The organism is Cohnella cellulosilytica (assembly GCF_042431195.1).
Taxonomy (GTDB): Bacteria; Bacillota; Bacilli; order Paenibacillales; family Paenibacillaceae; genus Cohnella; species Cohnella cellulosilytica.
In genome coordinates this window covers 69,260-89,496 of the sequence record NZ_JBHMDN010000010.1, presented here as the reverse complement: position 1 = coordinate 89,496, position 20,237 = coordinate 69,260, and the positions used below count along the sequence as shown (strand labels likewise).

22 protein-coding genes are annotated in these 20,237 nt (G+C 57.7%); all 22 read left to right on the top strand.

Going from position 1 to position 20,237, the window contains the following annotated elements; all coding sequences use genetic code 11:
- The first annotated feature begins 62 nt into the window (after positions 1-62).
- The 22 genes from ACFFT4_RS06525 (at position 63) to ACFFT4_RS06420 (ending at position 20,100) form a co-directional block, all read left to right on the top strand.
- Positions 63-290: a hypothetical protein gene (locus ACFFT4_RS06525; protein WP_378046074.1), complete on the top strand. Its 228-nt coding sequence runs from the start codon at positions 63-65 to the stop codon at positions 288-290.
- On the top strand, positions 283-657 hold the full coding sequence (locus ACFFT4_RS06520; protein ID WP_378046072.1) for an ATP synthase subunit I: 375 nt from the start codon (positions 283-285) through the stop codon (positions 655-657). The genes ACFFT4_RS06525 and ACFFT4_RS06520 overlap by 8 nt, the downstream gene beginning before the upstream one ends.
- Before the next feature lie 24 nt (positions 658-681).
- Complete coding sequence (atpB, locus tag ACFFT4_RS06515) at positions 682-1,449, top strand: F0F1 ATP synthase subunit A (RefSeq protein WP_378046071.1); 768 nt, start codon at positions 682-684, stop codon at positions 1,447-1,449.
- Between the two features lie 86 nt (positions 1,450-1,535).
- Positions 1,536-1,754, top strand: a complete 219-nt coding sequence (gene atpE / locus ACFFT4_RS06510) for a F0F1 ATP synthase subunit C (RefSeq protein WP_144705559.1) — start codon at positions 1,536-1,538, stop codon at positions 1,752-1,754.
- A gap of 96 nt (positions 1,755-1,850) precedes the next feature.
- Positions 1,851-2,336, top strand: a complete 486-nt coding sequence (gene atpF / locus ACFFT4_RS06505; RefSeq protein ID WP_378046069.1) for a F0F1 ATP synthase subunit B — start codon at positions 1,851-1,853, stop codon at positions 2,334-2,336.
- The gene (locus tag ACFFT4_RS06500) at positions 2,333-2,881 is read left to right on the top strand and encodes a F0F1 ATP synthase subunit delta (protein WP_378046067.1); all 549 of its coding nucleotides are present in this window, start codon (positions 2,333-2,335) and stop codon (positions 2,879-2,881) included. The genes atpF and ACFFT4_RS06500 overlap by 4 nt, the downstream gene beginning before the upstream one ends.
- A gap of 54 nt (positions 2,882-2,935) precedes the next feature.
- Positions 2,936-4,450: a F0F1 ATP synthase subunit alpha gene (gene atpA / locus ACFFT4_RS06495; RefSeq protein ID WP_378046066.1), complete on the top strand. Its 1,515-nt coding sequence runs from the start codon at positions 2,936-2,938 to the stop codon at positions 4,448-4,450.
- A gap of 90 nt (positions 4,451-4,540) precedes the next feature.
- Positions 4,541-5,401, top strand: a complete 861-nt coding sequence (gene atpG, locus ACFFT4_RS06490) for an ATP synthase F1 subunit gamma (RefSeq protein WP_378046065.1) — start codon at positions 4,541-4,543, stop codon at positions 5,399-5,401.
- 117 nt (positions 5,402-5,518) lie between these two features.
- Positions 5,519-6,931 carry a F0F1 ATP synthase subunit beta gene (atpD, locus tag ACFFT4_RS06485; protein WP_378046063.1) on the top strand — a complete coding sequence of 471 codons (1,413 nt, stop codon included), beginning with the start codon at positions 5,519-5,521 and terminating at the stop codon, positions 6,929-6,931.
- A gap of 27 nt (positions 6,932-6,958) precedes the next feature.
- Positions 6,959-7,363, top strand: a complete 405-nt coding sequence (locus ACFFT4_RS06480) for a F0F1 ATP synthase subunit epsilon (protein WP_378046062.1) — start codon at positions 6,959-6,961, stop codon at positions 7,361-7,363.
- Positions 7,364-8,828: 1,465 nt separating this feature from the next.
- On the top strand, positions 8,829-9,263 hold the full coding sequence (locus ACFFT4_RS06475) for a Dps family protein (protein WP_378046060.1): 435 nt from the start codon (positions 8,829-8,831) through the stop codon (positions 9,261-9,263).
- A 186-nt stretch (positions 9,264-9,449) separates the two neighbouring features.
- Entirely contained in the window at positions 9,450-9,821 is a 372-nt protein-coding gene (locus tag ACFFT4_RS06470; RefSeq protein WP_378046059.1) for an NADH-quinone oxidoreductase subunit A, read from the top strand.
- Positions 9,806-10,324 carry a NuoB/complex I 20 kDa subunit family protein gene (locus ACFFT4_RS06465; protein WP_378046057.1) on the top strand — a complete coding sequence of 173 codons (519 nt, stop codon included), beginning with the start codon at positions 9,806-9,808 and terminating at the stop codon, positions 10,322-10,324. The genes ACFFT4_RS06470 and ACFFT4_RS06465 overlap by 16 nt, the downstream gene beginning before the upstream one ends.
- The gene (locus ACFFT4_RS06460; protein ID WP_378046055.1) at positions 10,321-11,688 is read left to right on the top strand and encodes an NADH-quinone oxidoreductase subunit C; all 1,368 of its coding nucleotides are present in this window, start codon (positions 10,321-10,323) and stop codon (positions 11,686-11,688) included. Before ACFFT4_RS06465 ends, ACFFT4_RS06460 begins: the two co-directional genes overlap by 4 nt.
- Positions 11,689-11,694: 6 nt before the next feature.
- Complete coding sequence (locus ACFFT4_RS06455; RefSeq protein WP_378046054.1) at positions 11,695-12,795, top strand: NADH-quinone oxidoreductase subunit D; 1,101 nt, start codon at positions 11,695-11,697, stop codon at positions 12,793-12,795.
- Positions 12,795-13,802 (top strand): NADH-quinone oxidoreductase subunit NuoH, encoded by a 1,008-nt coding sequence (gene nuoH / locus ACFFT4_RS06450; RefSeq protein ID WP_378046053.1) that lies wholly within the window; start codon positions 12,795-12,797, stop codon positions 13,800-13,802. The genes ACFFT4_RS06455 and nuoH overlap by 1 nt, the downstream gene beginning before the upstream one ends.
- A 13-nt stretch (positions 13,803-13,815) precedes the next feature.
- Complete coding sequence (gene nuoI / locus ACFFT4_RS06445) at positions 13,816-14,262, top strand: NADH-quinone oxidoreductase subunit NuoI (RefSeq protein WP_378046051.1); 447 nt, start codon at positions 13,816-13,818, stop codon at positions 14,260-14,262.
- Between the two features lie 3 nt (positions 14,263-14,265).
- The gene (locus ACFFT4_RS06440) at positions 14,266-14,790 is read left to right on the top strand and encodes an NADH-quinone oxidoreductase subunit J (protein ID WP_378046049.1); all 525 of its coding nucleotides are present in this window, start codon (positions 14,266-14,268) and stop codon (positions 14,788-14,790) included.
- A complete protein-coding gene (gene nuoK / locus ACFFT4_RS06435; protein ID WP_378046047.1) occupies positions 14,787-15,095 on the top strand; it encodes an NADH-quinone oxidoreductase subunit NuoK in 309 nt (102 codons plus the stop codon). The genes ACFFT4_RS06440 and nuoK overlap by 4 nt, the downstream gene beginning before the upstream one ends.
- A 4-nt stretch (positions 15,096-15,099) precedes the next feature.
- Positions 15,100-16,968, top strand: coding sequence for an NADH-quinone oxidoreductase subunit L (gene nuoL / locus ACFFT4_RS06430; protein WP_378046045.1), 1,869 nt, complete (start codon positions 15,100-15,102; stop codon positions 16,966-16,968).
- Positions 16,968-18,569, top strand: a complete 1,602-nt coding sequence (locus ACFFT4_RS06425; protein WP_378046043.1) for a complex I subunit 4 family protein — start codon at positions 16,968-16,970, stop codon at positions 18,567-18,569. The genes nuoL and ACFFT4_RS06425 overlap by 1 nt, the downstream gene beginning before the upstream one ends.
- 1 nt (position 18,570) lies before the next feature.
- A complete protein-coding gene (locus ACFFT4_RS06420) occupies positions 18,571-20,100 on the top strand; it encodes an NADH-quinone oxidoreductase subunit N (RefSeq protein ID WP_378046042.1) in 1,530 nt (509 codons plus the stop codon).
- Positions 20,101-20,237: the final 137 nt, after the last annotated feature.

Genomic DNA, 20,237 nt, shown 5'->3' with positions numbered 1-20,237 from the left:
TCTTCGAATTGACAAACCTTCTTGGACTTCGATAAAATGTATGAAGGTCGACAGAGGTACACATGATGATAAAGAAGGACAATGAGGACAATCCATGGCGTGCGTTAGGCTTGGTCGGAGCCCTTGGCTTCGAGGTGGGCGCGTGCACGGTAGCGGGTTACTTGATTGGCGGTTGGATCGGCCCGACCTCTTCCGGATGGAAGATGGCGGGCGTTTTCATGGGTCTGGGCATCGGGCTCTTGATTGCGATTCTGCACGTCAAGCGGGCTCTGGAGAACAAAGATGGATGAAATATTAACGAGATCGACTCGAACGGCGTGTTGGTTCCTTGCGATCTGCCTGATGTGTTGGGCGGTCTTGCCGGAATGGCGGATCTATTCCGCAGGCGTTGCCCTCGGCGTGTCGGCCAGCTTGGTAAACGCTTTTTTGTTGCGGAAGAGAGTCGCATGGATCGGTACCTTATACAAGGACAACCCCAACCCTCCGCGCAAGGTCGGCTTGGGGCTGGCAAGCCGTCTGGCTATGGTGCTGCTGGCGACTATGCTGGCGTATCGTTTCCCCGATCGTTTTCATCTGCCTTCTGTCTTGTACTCTTGTTTCTTTATGCCTGTCGTTTCGTTGTTCTTTGCTTTTCTTAACAACAGACGTTCATCCTGACGGAAAGGAGGGGGACATAACAGCATGCATGAATTTCCCGTGCTAGAGGTCGGAGGATTGCATATCGATATTTCGACCTTTCTGGCGATTATCGTCTCCGCTATTATTACTTTCGTGCTGGCGAAGCTGGCGGTGCGCAACCTGTCCGTAGAGAACCCGTCCAAGCTGCAGAACTTTCTGGAGTGGGTCGTCGAGTTCGTCCAGTCCACGATTGCCAGCACGATGCCGCTTCGGCGGATCAAGCCTTTCGTGGCGCTAGGCATGACTTTAATCATGTTCATCTTTATTTCCAATCTCCTTGGACTGCCTTTCGGGATCGTAACCGAGACTCATCACGTCAACGAGACGCTGGGCATAACCAAAGAGATGCTGGACGAGCATGGCGGCCATGTCGAGCTGGCCTGGTGGAAGTCGCCGACGGCGGATCTTAACGTGACGGCCGGCCTGGCCGCAGTCGTATTCGTACTGGTTCATTTCCTGGGGCTTAAGATGAACCGCAAGCATTATCTCAAACACTATTTCCAGCCGTACGGGGTCTTCTTCCCGCTGAATCTGATCGAGACCATCGCGAAGCCGGTTACGCTGGCATTGCGGCTTTACGCGAATATTTTCGCGGGCGAGGTGCTCATCTCGACGATTCTCATGCTGGGAGCCATCGGAACGCCGTTCATGATCGTCTGGCAGGGCTTCAGTATTTTCGTCGGAGCGATCCAAGCGTTCCTGTTCACGATCCTTACGATGGTTTATATCTCGCAAGCGGCAATTCACGACGAACACGAGCATGCTCACTGACTTCGCTCTCCGGCTTCGGTAGAAGGCGCGCGCGGATGACAGGATAATGAAATTAAAACCCAATTTTCGAGGAGGATTTACACAGTATGGATTACAACGTATTGGCAGCAGCAATCGCAGTAGGCTTGGGCGCTATCGGCGCAGGCGTAGGTAACGGTCTGATCGTAAGCAAGACGGTTGAAGGTATCGCTCGTCAGCCGGAAGCCGCAAGCAAGCTGCAGACGACGATGTTTATCGGCGTCGGTATCGTCGAGGTCGTTCCGATCATCGGCGTCGTTATCGGCTTCTTGGCATTCTTCAGCTAATTGCATAGCAAAACGGAATATGGCGGGGAAGGCCAAAGCCCTCCACGCCATCGTTTTTTAATCAGATAGGGACAGATTACGGAAAGGAGTGCAACCATGGATTTTAGATGGGAATCGTTCGTATTCGCGATCGTCGCGTTCGGCATTTTGTACTGGCTTCTCAACAGGTACGCATTCGGTCCGTTGTTCGGCATCATGGAGAAGCGTCGCGAGATGATTCAGGAGCAGTTGAACAGCGCCGAGAAAAACCGCGCGGAAGCCGATCAATTCATAGAAGAGCAGAAGCAAGCGTTGCAGCAGGCTCGCAAAGAAGCCTACGATATTATTGAACAGGCTAGAGTGACGAGCTCCAAGCAAGCGGACGATATCGTTCAGACGGCTCGCAACGAGTCTACCCGAATCAAAGAAGACGCGCTTCAAGAAATCGAAACGGAGAAGAACAAGGCGGTTGCCGCGCTTAAGGCGCAAGTCAGCGGTTTGTCCGTCCTGATCGCATCCAAAATTATCGAGAAACAAGTCGACGAGCAATCCCAGAAGGAACTGGTCGATCAATATTTGCAGAATGTAGGGAATAAATCATGAGCCGCGGCACGGTAGTGGCTAAGCGGTACGCGAAAGCGCTGTTTTCCGCCGCCCAGCAAAAAGGGCTCGTAGCCGAGACGGAGACGCAGCTGCAGCTGATCGTCGACGTCCTGCAGATCAACCCCGAGTTTCGCGCATTCCTCGTCGCTCCCAACATTACGCTTGAGACGAAGAAGCAGACGCTTTTCCAAGCCTTCGGCGCGGAAGCGTCGCCGCTTGTCCTCAATACGATCAGCCTGCTGATCGAACGCGGCCGCGAAGGCGAACTCGCCTCCGTTCTGGCTGCCTATTTGCAGGTGGCCGGCGAAGCGCTCGGCCGCGCGGACGCGCATGTCGCGTCGCCGGCTCCGCTCAGCGACGAAGAGCAGGCCAAGCTCGCCGACAAGTTCGGAGCGCTGCTCGGCAAGAAGGTACGGGTCACGAACAGCGTGAACCCCGAACTGCTCGGAGGACTGACCGTTCGCATCGGCGACACGCTGTACGACGGAAGCCTCAAGGGCAAACTCGAACGTCTGGACAAAACGCTGCAATCGGCAGTGATCTAACGAATAAACCATACCATTTACCATTTGCAAGCAATGGAGACAGGGGTGAACGAATTGAGTATTAGGCCCGAGGAAATCAGCAGTCTGATCAAGCAACAAATCGAGCAGTACCAATCCGATATTCAAGTCGTCGACGTCGGCACCGTTATCCAAGTCGGTGACGGAATCGCTCGCGTACACGGATTGGAGAAGTGTATGGCAGGGGAACTGCTCGAGTTCGAGGGCGGCGTTGTCGGCATGGCTCTTAACCTGGAGGAAGACAATGTCGGCGTCGTCATCATGGGTCCTTACACGACGATCCGCGAAGGCGACCAAGTGAAGAGAACCGGCCGCATCATGCAAGTGCCGGTCGGCGAGCAGCTGCTCGGCCGCGTCGTTAACTCGCTGGGCCAGCCGGTTGACGGCAACGGTCCCGTGAACACGACGAAAACCCGTCCGATCGAATCCCCGGCTCCGGGCGTTATGGACCGTAAATCCGTTCACGAGCCGATGCAGACCGGTATCAAAGCAATCGACGCGATGATCCCGATCGGCCGCGGCCAGCGGGAACTGATCATCGGCGACCGCCAAACCGGTAAAACGACGATCGCCGTCGATACGATCGTGAACCAAAAAGGCAACGGAGTTATCTGTATCTACGTTGCGATCGGCCAGAAGCAATCGACCGTGCGCGGCTTGGTCGAAACGCTTCGCAAGCACGGCGCGCTCGACTACACGATCGTCGTTACGGCGAACGCTTCCGAGCCTGCACCGCTGCTCTATCTTGCTCCTTATACCGGCGTATCGATGGCCGAGGAGTTTATGTACAACGGCAAGCACGTTCTGATCGTCTATGACGACTTGACCAAGCAAGCCGCGGCATACCGCGAACTTTCCCTCTTGCTTCGCCGTCCTCCGGGCCGGGAAGCTTATCCGGGCGACGTCTTCTATCTGCACTCCCGTCTTCTTGAGCGCGCAGCCAAGCTGAGCGACGAGAAGGGCGGCGGCTCGATTACCGCATTGCCGTTCATCGAGACGCAAGCAGGAGACGTCTCCGCCTATATCCCGACCAACGTAATCTCGATTACGGACGGTCAGATCTTCCTGGAATCGGATCTGTTCTACTCCGGTCAACGTCCGGCGGTTAACGTCGGTATTTCCGTATCCCGGGTAGGCAGCTCCGCGCAGATCAAAGCGATGAAGAAGGTTGCGGGCACGCTCAAGACCGACCTTGCCCAATACCGCGAATTGGCGGCGTTCGCGCAGTTCGGCTCCGACCTCGACAAAGTGACGAAGTCGCGTCTGGACCGCGGTATCCGCACGCTGGAAATTTTGAAGCAAGGCGTTAACCAACCGCTTCCGGTCGAGCGCCAAGTCGTTTCTCTCTATATCGTAACCAAAGGCCATCTGGACTCGATTCCGGTACAGGACGTTCGTCGTTTCGAAGCGGAATTCCTGACGTACGTGGATGCGAACCGTCCGGAAATCTTCCAGTCGATCCGTGAAACGAACGACTTGACGGCGGAAACCGATCAAGCTCTGATCGACACGATCGCGGCATTCAAAAAAGGCTTTAACGTATCGGCCTAAGCCGCCGAGCCGATAGCCCGGTAAGGAACGCAACATTAAGCTTGAGCCGGACCGACCCGAGTCGGTCCCGGCAATAAGGTGGTGAAACGATTGGCTAAAGGGATGCGCGAAATCAAGCGCTCGATTCGAAGCAAGCAGAACATGAAACAAATTACGAAGGCGATGGAGATGGTTGCGGCCTCCAAGCTTAGAAGAGCCCAAGAGGCGGCCGTCTCCGCTCGTCCGTACACGGATAAATTGAAGGAAGTCGTCTCCGGCATCGCTTCCGGTTCGGGCGGCAGCAAACACCCGATGCTCCAGAGCCGTCCGATCAAGCGGACCGCGTATTTGGTCATCACGTCCGACCGCGGACTGGCCGGCGGGTATAACTCCAACATTTTGCGCAAAGTGCTGCAGACGATCAAGGAGAACCACAAGTCTCCGGAGGAGTATGCAGTCTTCGCCATCGGTCGCAAAGGTCGCGATTTCTTCACGCGCCGCGGCATACCGTTGGTGGACGAAGTAACGGGAGTGGCCGATTCGCCGAAATTCCACGACATCAAAGAAATCGCGGCCAAAGCGGTCGGAGGCTTCGAAGCCGGATCGTACGACGAGCTGTACCTGGCCTACAACGAATTCCGCAACGCGATCGTGCAAGTGCCGACCTTGAAGCGACTGCTGCCTCTTGGCGACATGGAGTCGGGCGTGGGCAAGGGCGATTACGAGTACGAGCCGTCCGCGGAAGAAGTGCTTAACGTCCTGCTGCCGAAATACGCGGAAACGCTTGTCTTCAGCGCAGTGCTGGAGGGCAAAGCCAGCGAATTCGGAGCGCGGATGACGGCGATGGGCAACGCGACGAAGAACGCGACGAAGATGATCGCCGAGCTGACGCTGCACTACAACCGTGCACGTCAAGCGGCCATTACGCAGGAGATCTCCGAGATCGTCGCCGGAGCCAACGCACAGCAATAACAATCGTGGCGATTGCCTTCGTGCCCGTCGGGGCAAGAATGCAATTGCACCGTGACGATCAACCGTAGACGCGAAGGCGCATAATGAATTGATCGCACCATTTTAGGAGGTAAATCCATGAGCAAAGGGCGCGTTGTCCAGGTCCTGGGGCCGGTTGTCGACATCGAGTTCGACCACGGTCACCTGCCGGACATTCTCAATGCGATTAAAATCGAAGCAACAACCGATAGCGGCGTCGCCATCAACCTGACGGTAGAAGTCGCGACGCACCTCGGCGACAACCTTGTCCGCGCGGTCGCCATGTCCTCGACGGACGGTCTGGTCAGAGGGATGGAAGGCGTGGATCTGGGCGTTCCAATTACGATTCCGGTCGGTCCCGCTACACTCGGACGGGTATTCAACGTGCTGGGCGATTCCATCGACGGCAAGGGCGAAGTCGATCGCACGCACACGAACCCGATCCACCGTCAGGCTCCGTCGTTCGAAGAGCTGACGACCCAGACGGAAATGCTCGAGACGGGCATTAAAGTCGTCGACCTGCTCGCTCCTTACACCAAGGGCGGCAAAATCGGTCTGTTCGGCGGCGCGGGCGTAGGCAAAACAGTTCTGATGCAAGAGCTTATCCACAACATCGCATCCGAGCACGGCGGTATTTCGGTATTTGCCGGCGTAGGGGAGCGTACCCGTGAAGGTAACGACCTCTACCACGAGATGACGGATTCCGGCGTTATCGCGAAGCTGGCGATGGTGTTCGGCCAGATGAACGAGCCTCCGGGCGCGCGTATGCGCGTTGCTCTGACGGGTCTGACGATGGCGGAGTATTTCCGCGATCAAGAGGGCCGCGACGTTCTTCTGTTCGTCGACAATATTTTCCGCTTTACCCAAGCGGGCTCCGAAGTATCGGCTCTTCTCGGCCGTATGCCTTCCGCGGTTGGTTACCAGCCGACGCTGGCTACCGAGATGGGTCAGCTTCAAGAGCGCATCACCTCTACGAAAAAAGGTTCCGTAACGTCGATCCAGGCGATCTACGTTCCTGCGGATGACTATACCGACCCGGCTCCGGCTACGGCGTTCGCCCACTTGGACGCAACGACCAACCTGGAGCGTAACATCGCTGCGATGGGGATTTTCCCGGCGGTTGACCCGCTGGCTTCCTCCTCCCGGATTCTCGCTCCGGAAATCGTCGGCGAAGAGCACTACAACGTAGCGCAAGGCGTTAAGAAATTGCTGCAGCGTTACAAAGAGCTTCAAGACATCATTGCCATCCTCGGGATGGACGAGTTGTCCGATGAAGACAAACAGGTCGTTCAACGCGCTCGTCGCATTCAACTGTTCCTGTCCCAACCGCTGCACGTCGCAGAGGCGTTCAACGGCATCCCGGGCGTCTATGCTCCGATCAAAGAAACGATCCGCAGCTTTAAGGAAATCCTCGAAGGCAAGCACGACGATCTTCCGGAACCGGCTTTCCACAATGTCGGCGTTATCGAGGAAGCGGTCGAGAAAGCGAAGAAGCTCGCTGCTGAGGTTTAATCCGGCGGCCGGTTTGGAGGGATCGATATGAGTACCTTACGGTTGGAGATCGTCACTCCGGAGCATAAGGTTTACGAGAAAGACGTGAATATGGTCGTCGTCAAAGGCATATCCGGCGAGCTCGGCATTCTGCCCGATCATATTCCTCTGGTTACGCCGCTGAAAGTGGCTCCGGTGAAAGTCAAGATCGGCAATACGCACGAGAGTATTGCCGTTCATGGCGGCTTCATGGAAGTGCGTAAAGACAAAGTCGTGATTCTGGCCGATGCCGCCGAGCTCGGCGCGGATATCGACGTTTCCCGCGCCCGTCTCGCGAAGGAGCGCGCGGAACGCCGTCTGGCTCAGAGGCAAGCGGAGATCAGCGCGATACGCGCCGAACTGGCGCTGCAGCGCGCGATTGCTCGTCTGGAAACGGTCGAGAAGCAAGAGTAGTCAAACAGAGGCCGGTACGCTGGCTTGTGCAATAAGCAAAATAAATGCGATATTCGGCTAACCGCCGGCAGAAGGATCGGGATCGATTCTCTTGCTGGCGGTTTTTTTGTTTTGTTTGGCGTTCGGGCGAATTCGATCATTATGTTTTTTCTCGAAGTATCGTCGCGATATTCTCTCCATTTGCCGCTATCCCCGTCGATCAGTGAAGTATCGATTTCGCTCCATTTGTGGGTATCCCCGTCGATCAGTGAGTAGCGATATTCGCTCCATTTGCCGATATCCCCTTTGATCAGTGAAGTAGCGATTTCCGCTCCATTTGCCGGTATCCCCGTCGATCAGTGAGTAGCGGTTTCCGCTCCATTTGCCGGTATCCCCGTCGATCAGTGAGTAGCGATTTCCGCTCCATTTGCCGCTATCCCCGTGGATTAGTGAGTAGCGATTTCGCTCCATTTGCCGGTATCCCCCTTGATCAGTGAAGTAGCGATATTCGCTCTATTTGCCGGTATCCCCGTCGATCAGTGAAGTGGCGATATTCGAAACATTTGCCGCTATCCCCGTCGATCAGTGAGTATCGATATTCGCTCTATTTGCCGGTATCCCCCTCGATCAGTGAGTAGCGATATTGGCTCCATTTGTGGGTATCCCCCTCGATCAGTGAAGTAGCGATATTCGCTCCATTTGCCGATATCCCCGCCGATCAGTGAAGTATCGATATTCGCTCTATTTGCCGCTTTCCCCGCCGATCAGGGAAGTAGCGATTTTCGCTCCATTTGCCGGTATCCCCGTCGATCAGTGAAGTAACGATTTTCATCCCATTTGCCGGTATCCCTTTTCGATCAGAATACGGGAAATCTTCCTATTCTGGACGAAGTAGGAGGGAACGAGCCTGAGTGAACGGGACAATGCCTATACCTAAAGTTGAGGGGGAGTGCCAAAACAAGGTAGAGAGGGCTGAGTTAAGGGGATAGTGGCAAAAGCACCGAGAATGGAGTGGGTAGATGGAGTTGCGGAGAGAAAATGAAACAGACTGAGTTAAGGGGATAGTGGCCAAAGCGTCGAGAACGGCGCGGGTAGGTGGAGTTGGGGTGCGAAAATGAGAACAGAGGCTGAGTTAAGGGGATAGTGGCAAAAGCGTCGAAAACAGTGTGGGTAGATGGAGTTGCATCGAAAAATGAGACGGAGGCTGAGTCAAAGGGATAACGGCAAAAGGGCCGAGAATAGGCAAGAGGAGATGGAGTGGCGGAGAGTATGATGAGACAAAGGGATAGGAGGATAAGGTAATTTAGATGAAGAGATAACGTGACAAAGGGGCGGCAAGGGGAGGCGGGTAGACAAGACGGTGAGACGGTGAGATTGGCATAAGGGGCGGCGAAAAAGTGAGGGCGTGATGGTTGTCACTGATTCTTTTCCGCCGGACGGGGTACATTATAGTAAGCAAGGTAAAGTTAGACGAGGAGGAGTCGCGATGAATAAGCTAACGGATGCTCTTAACGTTCAATTGTCCAACTGGACGGTGTTGTACATTAAACTTCACCATTATCACTGGTATGTGAAGGGGCCGCATTTTCCAGTACTGCATGCGAAGTTCGAGGAGCTGTACGAGATGGCGGCGTTGAAGTTGGACGAGTTGGCGGAGCGGATTCTCGCGATTGAGGGAAAGCCGTTTTCGACGATGAAGGAGTTTCTTGAGCACGCCACGATCAAGGAAGCGGATAAAGCCAAGAGCGAGAACGATATGCTGACGGCAACGATAGCCGACTTGAAGGAACTGATCCAGGGGCTGAAGGATTCTGCTGCTTCGGCTGAGGAAGCTGGAGATACGGCGACTTCGGATATTCTGATCGGACAAGTGGAAGAGCTGCAAAAGCAGGTCTGGATGCTGAAGTCGACGTTGGCATAAAAGGTACGGGAACAGCTAGAACCGCTGCAGCGAATGCTCGGCGGTTCTTGCGCGTTCCAAGACGAAGAGGGGCCGAATAAAGGATTGGTCTGAATCATTTCCAATGAAAACGCTTTTTTCATGGACTTGATTGGGGGCATTTGTTATAATTGTGGGGTAAATTTACCTATTTGCGGAGGCGTTGCAGTGGAGAACTACGTCAACTCATACGTCATTGTTACCGTCTTCCTGGTGCTGGGAATCGCTTTTCCGATTTTCGTCTTGTGGCTCGGCTCTATCCTTCGGCCCCGAAAGCCTACCGAAGAGAAGATGACCACTTACGAGAGCGGGAACGAGCCTGTAGGAGGCAGCCAGATCCGCTTTAACGTCCGGTACTATTTGTATGCGCTTATGTTCGTAGTTTTCGATGTGGAAACCGTATTTCTGTACCCTTGGGCCGTAGCTTACAATCAGCTGGGTCTATTTGCGTTGGTTGAGATGTTGATCTTCGCGGGCTTGCTGCTCGTCGGCCTGGTGTACGCATGGAGAAAGAAGGTGTTCAAATGGAACTCGATTTAGCGAACGTATCCCCGGAGGACCGGAAGGAAGTGGAGCGCAACGTTTTCTTTGGCACCATTGAACAATTGAAGGGGTGGGCGCGGAGCAACTCGCTGTGGCCGCTGACCTTCGGTTTGGCATGCTGCGCTATCGAAATGATGGCTGCGGGGGGCGCTCATTATGATTTGGACCGTTTTGGGGTAATGTTTCGGACGTCTCCCCGGCAAGCCGACGTGATGATCGTCTCCGGTACGGTGACGAAAAAAATGGCACCGTTACTGAGGAGACTGTACGATCAGATGCCGGAGCCGAAATGGGTGATCGCGATGGGGTCCTGCGCAACGGCGGGAGGGCCGTACGTGAAGTCCTATTCCGTCGTGAAGGGAGTCGACCAGATCGTACCCGTGGACGTGTACATCCCGGGCTGCCCCCCGAATCCTGCGGCTTTGATCTACGGAATTAATAAATTGCAGGCGAAAATCCGCTACGAGGCGAAAACCGGGAAGCAGGTGACTAGCCGATGAGCGAAGAGAGCAAACGGGACGAGAATCCTGATGAAAATAAATCTCCGACAACGGAGCCGCCAGCAGAAGCTACTGCGGAAGCCGCTGAGCGTCCAACGTCGGAAGCGGTAACGGAACAATCGAGCGAGGAGAAACAACCGGAGCAAGCAGTGGCGCAGCCTGAAACGGAGAATGCGCAAGCGGAAGTTGTGGAAGAAGCAGCGCAACCGGCGGCAGAGGCAGGGCAAGTAGCGCCGGAGCCTGCGGTGGAGGGTTCGCAAGCGGAAGCTGTGGAAGAAGCGGCGCAGCCGACGGCAGAGGCAGGGCAAGCCACGCCGGAGCCTGCGGTGGAGAGTGCGCAGGCGGAAGCTGTGGAAGAAGCGGCGCAGCCGGCGGCAGAGGCAGGGCAAGCGGAGCCGGCGACAGCGGAGGCTCCAGCCGTGGCCGCTTCGACGGCGGGCGAGGGAGAGGCGGCGCCGGCTCCTGAACGTCGCAAGGAGACGGACGAGGAGAAGGCGGCGCGGCGGAAAGCGACGCTGGAGGCGCGCGAGGCGGCGAAGGCAGCGGCGGCACAGGCGGCAGCTGAGGCCGCGAAGGGCGGCGCATCGGCAGGGGCGGCGAGTGCGGCGGGAGCACAGTCTGCGGGAGATGGAGCGCAGGAAGCGGCAGCGGCTCCGGCCGCCGCGGCTGCCCCGACGGTGGGCGAAGGAGAGGCCGCACCGGCACCGGAACGTCGCAAGGAGACGGACGAGGAGAAGGCGGCGCGGCGGAAAGCGGCGCTGGAGGCGCGCGAGGCGGCAAAGGCGGCGGCAGCCCAAGCGGCGGCGCAGGCCGCGCAGGGAGGAGCCCCGGCGCAGGCCGCGAGCGGAGATGGCGGAGCCGAGGCGCCGCCGCCGAAGCCGCCGTCGCCGAGCCAGCCGCGCCTGGACCGCGTCGCGTCGATGCTGCGCGAGCTGGTTGCGGAGGATGCGGTGGAAGAGGCGTATATCAACGAAGCGAACGATCACCTGCCGACGCTGGTCGTCAAGAACGAGCGGTGGGGGCAGGCGTCGAGGCTGTTCCGCGACCATGCGGAGCTGGCCTGCGCGTATTTGCGCAACGTGTCCGGCGTAGATTACGAGACTTATATGGAAGTCGTCTATTATCCCTGGAATATGAACGCGCGCGAAGGTTACTGTGTAAAGGTGCGCACGGACCGGGAGAGCCCGTCCGTCGCTTCCGCGACTCCGGTCTGGGAGACGGCGAACTGGAACGAGAGAGAGATTTACGATCTGCTGGGCGTCGATTTTCCGGGGCATCCGGATTTGAGACGCATCATGATGCCCGACGATTGGGTCGGCCATCCGCTACGCAAAGACTACGTTCCGCTGGACCCGGAGGTGTAAGATCACGTGATTCGTACAGAAGAGCTGCTGCTCAACGTCGGTCCGCAGCACCCGAGCACGCACGGCGTGTTTCGGATCATCGTCAAGCTGGACGGGGAAATCATCACGGAAGCAACCCCCGTGATGGGTTATCTGCATCGGGGAACGGAGAAGCTGGCGGAAAATTTGAATTTTACGCAGATCATTCCTTATACGGACCGGATGGATTACGTCTCCGCGATGACGAACAACTACGTGCTCTGCCATGCGGTAGAGAAGATGATGGGACTGGAAATTCCCGAACGGGCCGAGTTTCTGCGTCTGATCGTTATGGAGCTGCAGCGCATCGCCAGCCACCTCGTCTGGTGGGGAACCTATTTGCTGGACATCGGAGCCCTTAGTCCGTTCTTGTACGCTTTCAGCGACCGGGAACGCGTACTGGGGCTGTTCAATGAATTGTGCGGCGCCAGGCTGACGTACAATTACATGCGTGTCGGCGGCGTCAAATGGGACGCGCCGGAGGGCTGGATCGACCGGGTGAAGACGTTCGTCAAAGACATGCATTTCCGGCTCGACGAGTATCACAATCTCGTCAGCGGCAACGAGATTTTCCTGTCCCGGGTCAAGGGGGTCGGCAAGTACGACGCGGAGACGGCGATCGACTATGGGCTATCCGGGGCGAACCTGAGATGCACGGGCGTGCAGTGGGATCTGCGCAAGGCGGAGCCTTACAGCTTGTACGACCGCTTCGAGTTCGACGTGCCGGTCGGCAAGAACGGGGACTGCTACGACCGTTATCTGGTCCGCGTCGCGGAGCTCGAGCAGAGTCTGCGCATTCTGGAGCAGGCGCTGGAGCAGTTCCCGGGCGAGGGGGATACGATGGGGAAGGTGCCGCGCGCCATTCGGCCGCCGGCCGGAGAAATCTACGTCCGCATCGAATCGCCGCGGGGCGAGATCGGCTGCCACATCGTGTCCAAGGGCAAAGCAGAGCCCTATCGGCTCAAGTTCCGCAGGCCGTCGTTCGTGAACCTGCAAATATTGCCGAAGCTGCTCGTCGGCGAAAGCATGACGAACCTCGTGACGATTCTCGGCGGCATCGATATCGTGCTGGGGGAGGTTGACTGCTGATGCAACGCTTCTTGGATCAGCCCCTGAGCTGGGGCAACGCGGCGATCTTCGTCGCGGGGGGAATCGCGGTGCTGGCGGTCGTGATCGTGTTCGTTACTTACGCGATCTATTTCGAGCGCAAGGTTATCGGCTGGATGCAGTACCGCAAAGGACCGAACCGCACGGGACCGTTCGGCCTGCTGCAGACGGTGGCCGACGTCGCCAAGCTGCTGCTGAAGGAAGATACGATCCCGCGCAAGGCGGACCGGGGATTGTTTATTTTGGCTCCGGTGATGGCGTTCGTGCCTTCGTTCCTGGTGCTGGCCTTCATCCCGTATTCGATGAATCTGCAGTTCGCGGACCTGAATGTCGGCTTTCTCTACTATATCGCGCTCTCCGGGATTACGACGATCGCGATCGTCATCGCCGGTTGGGCCGCCAACAACAAATATTCTTTGCTCGGAGGCATGCGCTCGGCGGCGCAGATGATCAGCTACGAGGTGCCGCTCGTTATGTCGGTCGTTGGCGTCGTCATGATGACCGGAAGCCTCAACTTGCGGGAGATCGTACTGGCCCAGAGCGGCTACTTCTGGCACTGGAACTTCCTGCCGCAGATTCTCGGCTTCGGCATCTTCCTCATCGCGGCGGTGTCCGAGCTGAATCGCACGCCGTTCGACTTGCCGGAGGCGGAATCCGAGCTGGTCGCCGGCTACCACGTCGAATACAGCGGCTTCCGCTTCGCGTTCTTCATGCTGTCGGAGTACGTCTACGTTTACGCGATCGCCTGCCTGACCACGATTTTGTTCCTCGGCGGCTGGAACGCTCCGCTGCCGCAGCTGGATTTTATCCCGGGACTGATCTGGTTTTTCCTGAAGTTTGCCTGTATCGTCTTCTTCCTGTTCTGGCTGCGGGCGACGTTCCCGCGGCTGCGCGTCGATCAACTGATGGGAATGGCATGGAAGGTATTGCTGCCGCTGGCGATTCTCAATATTTTCTTGACGGCAATTGGCATAGAATTGATGGGATAGGGAGGCGGCCGATATGAAAGGCATGCTCAAAGGATTAGGCGTAACGTTGAAAACGATGGGAACCAAGAAGGTGACGTACGAGTATCCGGACGTCCCGATCCAGATGCCGGAGAGGTTCCGGGGAATTCAGTATTTCGACCCGGAGAAATGCATCGTGTGCAATCAATGCGCGCGCATCTGCCCGACCGATTGCATTACGTTGACGGGCAAGCCGAATCCGGATCCGGAAAAGAAGGGCAAGGTCATCGATACGTTCGACGTCAATTTCGAAATCTGCATTCTATGCGACTTGTGCACGGAGGTCTGTCCGACCGAGGCGATCGTTATGACGAACAACTTCGAGCTGGCGGCCTACAGCCGCGACGAGCTGTTCAAGGACAGGGAGTGGCTGTTCGACAACGACACGAACATTCGCCTGGACAACAACAACATCGGCTCTCCGAAAGGGGGCGCCAAATAAGCGGTGTTCAACTTTAACATTGAATTCACGGGAGAATTCGTCGCTTTCTTCCTGCTGTCGGTCTGCGCGATCGTCGGCGCGGTGCTGGCGATCAATTTTACGAAGGTCGTGCATACGGCTCTCTCGATTGCGTTCACCTTTATCGCCCTGGCCGGGCTGTACGTCGTGCTGGAGGCGGAATTCCTCGCTTTCGTGCAGGTGCTGCTCTACGTGGGCGCCATTACCATTCTGATGATTTTCGGCATTATGATGACCAAGCACGACGGGGAAGGGAACGAACCGGCGAGATCGCTGCTGGAGACGTTGGCGGCAATCGGCTGCATCTGTTTGTTCGGCATTCTGTTCTTCGCCATCCGCAATGCGGATTTCCCGGCCGCGGAGGTCGCCTTGGCGGAAGATAATACGCGGGAGATCGGCATGCTGATGTTTACCCGGTACGCGATTCCGTTCGAGCTGACTTCCGTGCTGTTGACGGTCGCCTTCATCGGGGCGATCGCGCTGGCGAAGAGAGAGGAGGGGGAGGAATGAGCATGCTGTCCTCCTACTTGACGCTGGCGGCGGTCTTGTTCTGCATCGGCTTGTACGGGGTGCTTACGAAGCGCAACGCGATCATCGTGCTGCTGTCGATCGAACTGATGCTCAACGCGGCGAACCTCAACCTGATCGCTTTCTCCAAATACGGAGCGCTCCCGTCGTTGACGGGTCAAATCTTCTCCTTGTTCACCATCTCGGTCGCGGCGGCGGAAGCCGCGGTCGGCATCGCGATATTGATCGTTTTCTATCGCAGCCGCGTTACGGTGAACGTGGACGAATTCGACGAGTTGAGGGGGTAACTTCATGAGCACCTTCTTTACCGAATACGCCTGGCTGATTCCGCTGTTCCCGTTTGTCGCGTTCGTCGTGCTGACGGCGACCGGCAAGTCGCTCAGGCGGGCGGGGTCGTGGATCGCCACGCTCGCTTCGTTCGTCTCGCTGGCGCTGGCCGTAGGCATAGCCGCGGAGAGAGCGTCGAGCAACGCGCCGGAGTACAGCAAGCAGTTCGAGTGGATCTCGATCGGCAAGCTGAAGCTGATGGCCGGGTTCGAGGTAACGAATCTGTCCGCGCTGATGCTGGTCGTCGTTACGCTGGTCGCGTTCCTGGTCAACCTGTATTCGCAGGGATATATGAAGAAGGACGAGAGAATCTCGACTTTCTACGCTTACGTGGCTTTGTTTACGAGCTCGATGCTGGGCCTGGTGCTGGCCGACAATCTGTTGACCTTCTATATTTTCTGGGAATTGGTCGGCGTCTGCTCGTTCCTGCTCATCGGGTTCTGGTATCGCAAGCCGGAAGCGAAGGCGGCGGCCAAAAAAGCGTTCATCGTGACGCGGATCGGGGATCTCGGGCTGCTGATCGCGATTCTGCTGCTGTTCTGGTACATGCCGGGCAATGCGCTCGATTTCACGGCGCTGCATAACGTGTTCGACACGCAAGGAGGCATCATCTCCACGGGCATCACGACGTTGATCGCCCTGCTGATCTTCCTCGGAGCGGTGGGCAAGTCGGGTCAATTCCCGCTGCACGTCTGGCTGCCGGACGCGATGGAGGGGCCGACGCCGATCAGCGCCTTGATTCACGCGGCGACGATGGTCGCGGCCGGGGTGTTCCTCGTGGCGCGCACGTTCGATATTTTCGAAGCGTCCCAGGTCGCCATGACAACGGTAGCGATTGTCGGCGCGTTCACGGCAATCTTCGCCGCGACGATCGGCTTGGCGCAGAACGATATCAAGCGGATTCTCGCTTTCTCGACGGTCAGCCAGCTCGGCTACATGATGCTTGCGCTGGGCGTCGGCTCCGTTACGGGAGCGATGTTTCATCTGTTCACGCATGCGTTCTTCAAAGCGCTGCTGTTCCTCGGAGCGGGCAGCGTCATCCACAGCGTACATACGCAGGATATTCGCGAGATGGGCGGCCTTGGCGGCAAGATGAAGATCACGGCGTGGACGTTCGGCATCGGGGCGCTAGCCCTGTCGGGCATTCCGCCGTTGTCCGGCTTCTGGTCCAAGGACGCGATTCTGACCGTCGCCTTGAAGGAGCAGCCGATTCTGTTCGTCGTCGGTCTGGTCGCGGCGTTCTTCACCGCTCTGTATATGGCGCGGCTGTTCTTCCTCGTCTTCGCGGGCAAGCCGAGGGAAGGGCAGGAGGCCAAGGAGTCATCGTCCGTCATGACGATTCCGCTGATCGTGCTCGCTGTGCTGGCGGTCGTCTCCGGCTTCGTGGAGACGCCGTTTAACGGCTGGCTGGGCGGCTGGCTGCTTGGAGAGGAAGCGGAGCATCACGTCAGCGGTCTGGTGATGATTGTGTCGGCGGCCGTCGGACTGCTGGGCATCTATATCGGCTGGTTGATGTACGCGAAGGGCACGATCCGCAGGGACGTCGTCTCTTCCCGCGTTCCGGGGCTGGTTAAGGTGCTCGAGAGAAAATATTATATCGACGAGTTCTACCAGGTCGTCTTCGTCAAGCCGCTTCAAGGCTTGGGCAAGCTGCTCGAGCTGTTCGACGATTATGTGGTCGACGGCCTCGTCCGGCTGTCCGGCCTGACGGTCGGCGCGGTCGGCCGGTTGAATTCCAGGCTGCAGAGCGGGCAGGTTCAAGCTTACGCGCTGACCGCCGTCGTCGGCATCGTGATTCTGATGCTCGCGATTGCCGGAAGGAGGTTCTGGTAATGCTGGAGGACCTGCCGGTTCTATCCCTGATTACGTTCGCGCCGCTGCTCGGCGCACTCGTCGCGCTCCTGATGCCCGGGGCCAAAGCCCACTGGATTCGCGGAACCGCGATCGTCTTCACGCTGATCCCGCTCGTTCTGACTTTATGGCTGTTTGCCTCGTATCAGCCTTCCGCGGGAGGGGCGGCCTATACGGAGCAGGCGCAGTGGCTGGCGATTCCGCTGAGCATCGAAGCGCTGGGGCAGGGGATCGATTCCCTGAAGCTCAGCTTCGAGTATCATCTGGCGGTCGACGGCATCTCGCTGCCGCTGCTGCTGCTGACAAGCGTTGTCTCAACGATGGCGGCGCTCGCTTCGGTGCACATCCGCAAACGCCATAAGACGTACTATACTTTGTTTCTCCTGCTGCTGACGGGAATATACGGCGTGTTCCTGGCGCGGGACCTGGTCTTGTTTTTCATTTTCTTCGAAGTGACGCTGATCCCGATGTTTTTCCTGATCGGCATCTGGGGGTATTACGGGCGGGAGAAGGCGGCGACTCGCTTCCTCGTCTACAACGGATTGGGTTCGGCGGCAATGCTGTTCGCCTTCCTGATTCTGATCGCGACGCTGGGCTTCGGCTCTTCGGACAACGCGAACTGGGTATTCTCCGGAAGCTACGACGTCCTGCTCGGCAATCTGGGCGATCCCGGCGCTTACGCCAATAACACCATGGATTCGCTGTGGTTCCTGTCGGACAATATGCGTTGGGCGGCGTTCGTGCTGCTGCTCGTCGCTTTCGGCATCAAGGTGCCGATTTTCCCGTTCCATACGTGGATGCTCAAGGTTCACACCGAGGCGCCTCCGGCGGTCGTGATGATCCATTCGGGCATTTTGCTGAAAATGGGCGTCTACGGGTTGATTCGCTTCGCGGTAGGCTTGTTCCCGGAGCAGGCGGGCTCTTGGGCGACGGCGCTGGCCGTGCTCGGGGTGATCAATATCGTGTACGGGGCGGTGCTTGCCTGCGTGCAGAGAGATTTCAAGCTTGTGCTGGCCTACTCCAGCATCAGCCATATGGGCATCGTGCTGCTGGGCATCGCCTCCCTCGAAGAGGTCGGCCTGCAGGGCGCGATCTTCCAATCGGTATCCCACGGCCTGATCTCCGCCCTGCTGTTCCTGATCGTTGGCAGCCTGTACGAGCGTACGGGCACGACGCAGCTGGGCGAGCTGGGCGGCCTGGCCAAGGCGATGCCGTTCACGGCGGGCATTCTGCTGCTCGGGGGACTCGCCTCTCTCGGCCTGCCCGGTCTGTCGGGCTTCGTCGGGGAGTTCCTCTCGTTCCTCGGGCTGTTCGGTTCGATGAAGGTGCTGACGGCGATCGGGGTGCTGGGCGTTCTTCTCGCCGCCGTCTACGTGCTGCGCAGCGTGCTTGCCATCACCTACGGGGAATTGCCGGAGAAGCACGCGGAGGTAAAGGACGCCAGATTTATCGAGGCTCTGCCGATGATCGCGCTGTCCGCGCTGATCGTGCTGCTCGGCGTATATCCTTCCCTGTTGACGGATCTGATGCAGAACGGCTTCGGCGGACTGCTGGAACAATTACAGACGAGGGTGGGGGGTTAACATGGAGACGAAGCTCGCTTTAGCGTGGAGCGATTTGTGGTACGTGACCCCCGAACTTATTCTTACCGGGTTCGCCGTAGTGCTGACTTTGCTCGACTTGATCCTCCCCCGCAAAGCAAGCGAGAGAGCGATCGGATGGCTGACTCTTGTCGGTCTGCTCGTCTCGGCGGCGTTCGTCGTCCTGCTGATGAGCGATCTGACGGGCGGCGACGCGGGAGCGGTCGAGCTGTTGGCGGGAAGCTATCGCGTAGACGATTTCGGCAACGTGTTAAAGCTTGTTTTCCTCGGGGCGACGGCGTTTATCGTCTTCTCTTCGCTTGGAGCGGTCCGGGACGACGACGTTCCGATCAAGAGCGAGATGTATTCGCTCGTGCTTCCGGCCGTATTGGGCGCGATGGTCATGTCCTCCTCGGGAGACTTGATTACGCTGTTCGTCGGGCTCGAGCTTCTCAGCATCTCTTCCTATATTCTGGTAGCCGTGCGGAAGAACAACAAGCTGTCCGGCGAAGCGGCGTTTAAGTATTTCGTCACGGGCGGAACGGCTTCGGCTTTTATTTTGTACGGGATGTCCTTTCTGTACGGGATTACGGGTTCAACGGACCTCGCGTCGATCCGCAGCGGACTCGGTTCGGCGATCGAGAATGCCGAAGGGCTGCTCTACGTCAGCTTTTTCCTGATGATCGCCGGCTTCGCGGCGAAGCTGGCGCTGGCGCCGTTTCACGCCTGGTCGCCCGACGTCTACCAGGGCGCGCCAACGCCCGTCACGTCGTTCCTGGCGGTGGTGGCCAAAGGAGCGGCGTTCGCGATGCTGTACCGCCTGTTCGTCAATTCGGCGCATTACGTCCCGGCCAATGAATCTTTCCTGCAGCACGATGTGTTCCTGGGGCTGAGCGTCCTGGCCGGGGCCGCGATGATCGTCGGCACGGCGGGAGCCCTTCGCCAGCGCAACGTCAAACGGCTGCTCGCGCTGTCCGGCGTCGCCAACGCGGGCATTCTGCTGATCCCGCTTGCCCTCGGATTCTGGGGACTTCATACTTCGATGTTATCGGAGTTCATTTACTACTTGGCCGCTTACGCGTTCATGAATATCGGCGCGTTCTCGGTGCTGCTGATTCTCGCCAAGGATTCCGGCAGCGAGACGGTATCCGGCTTTGCCGGTCTGTACCATCGCGCGCCGTGGACGGCGGTCGCGATGACGATCCTGCTCTGCTCGCTGGCCGGACTGCCGGTGACCGGCGGGTTCTTCGGAAAGCTGTTTATTCTGTTCGGCACGATCCAGTCGAAGACGTACTGGCTGGCGGCGATTTTGCTGGTGACGACGGTCGTGTCCTATGCGGTTTATTTTACGATCATCCGGCAAATGTACATGAGAAGCGGTTCGACGGATTCGAAGCTGAAGCTCACCGGCCCGGCGGCGATCACGATCTGGCTGTGCGCGCTCGCGACTCTGGCGCTCGGCTTCCTGCCGGTGCCGATTCTGGATTGGATCGACGGCTTCCTGTCCATTCAAATGGATTTTCTGGTACGGTGAGGCGAACTAATATTTCGAGGCTGAATGACTCCGCCGGAACGAAAACGTTCCGGCGGTTTTGTCGTTATCGTGACAATTTGCGACCTTAGTCCCTATTTTTCGGCAGCTAGCAGGGAATCGGCCCTCGAAAATCGAAA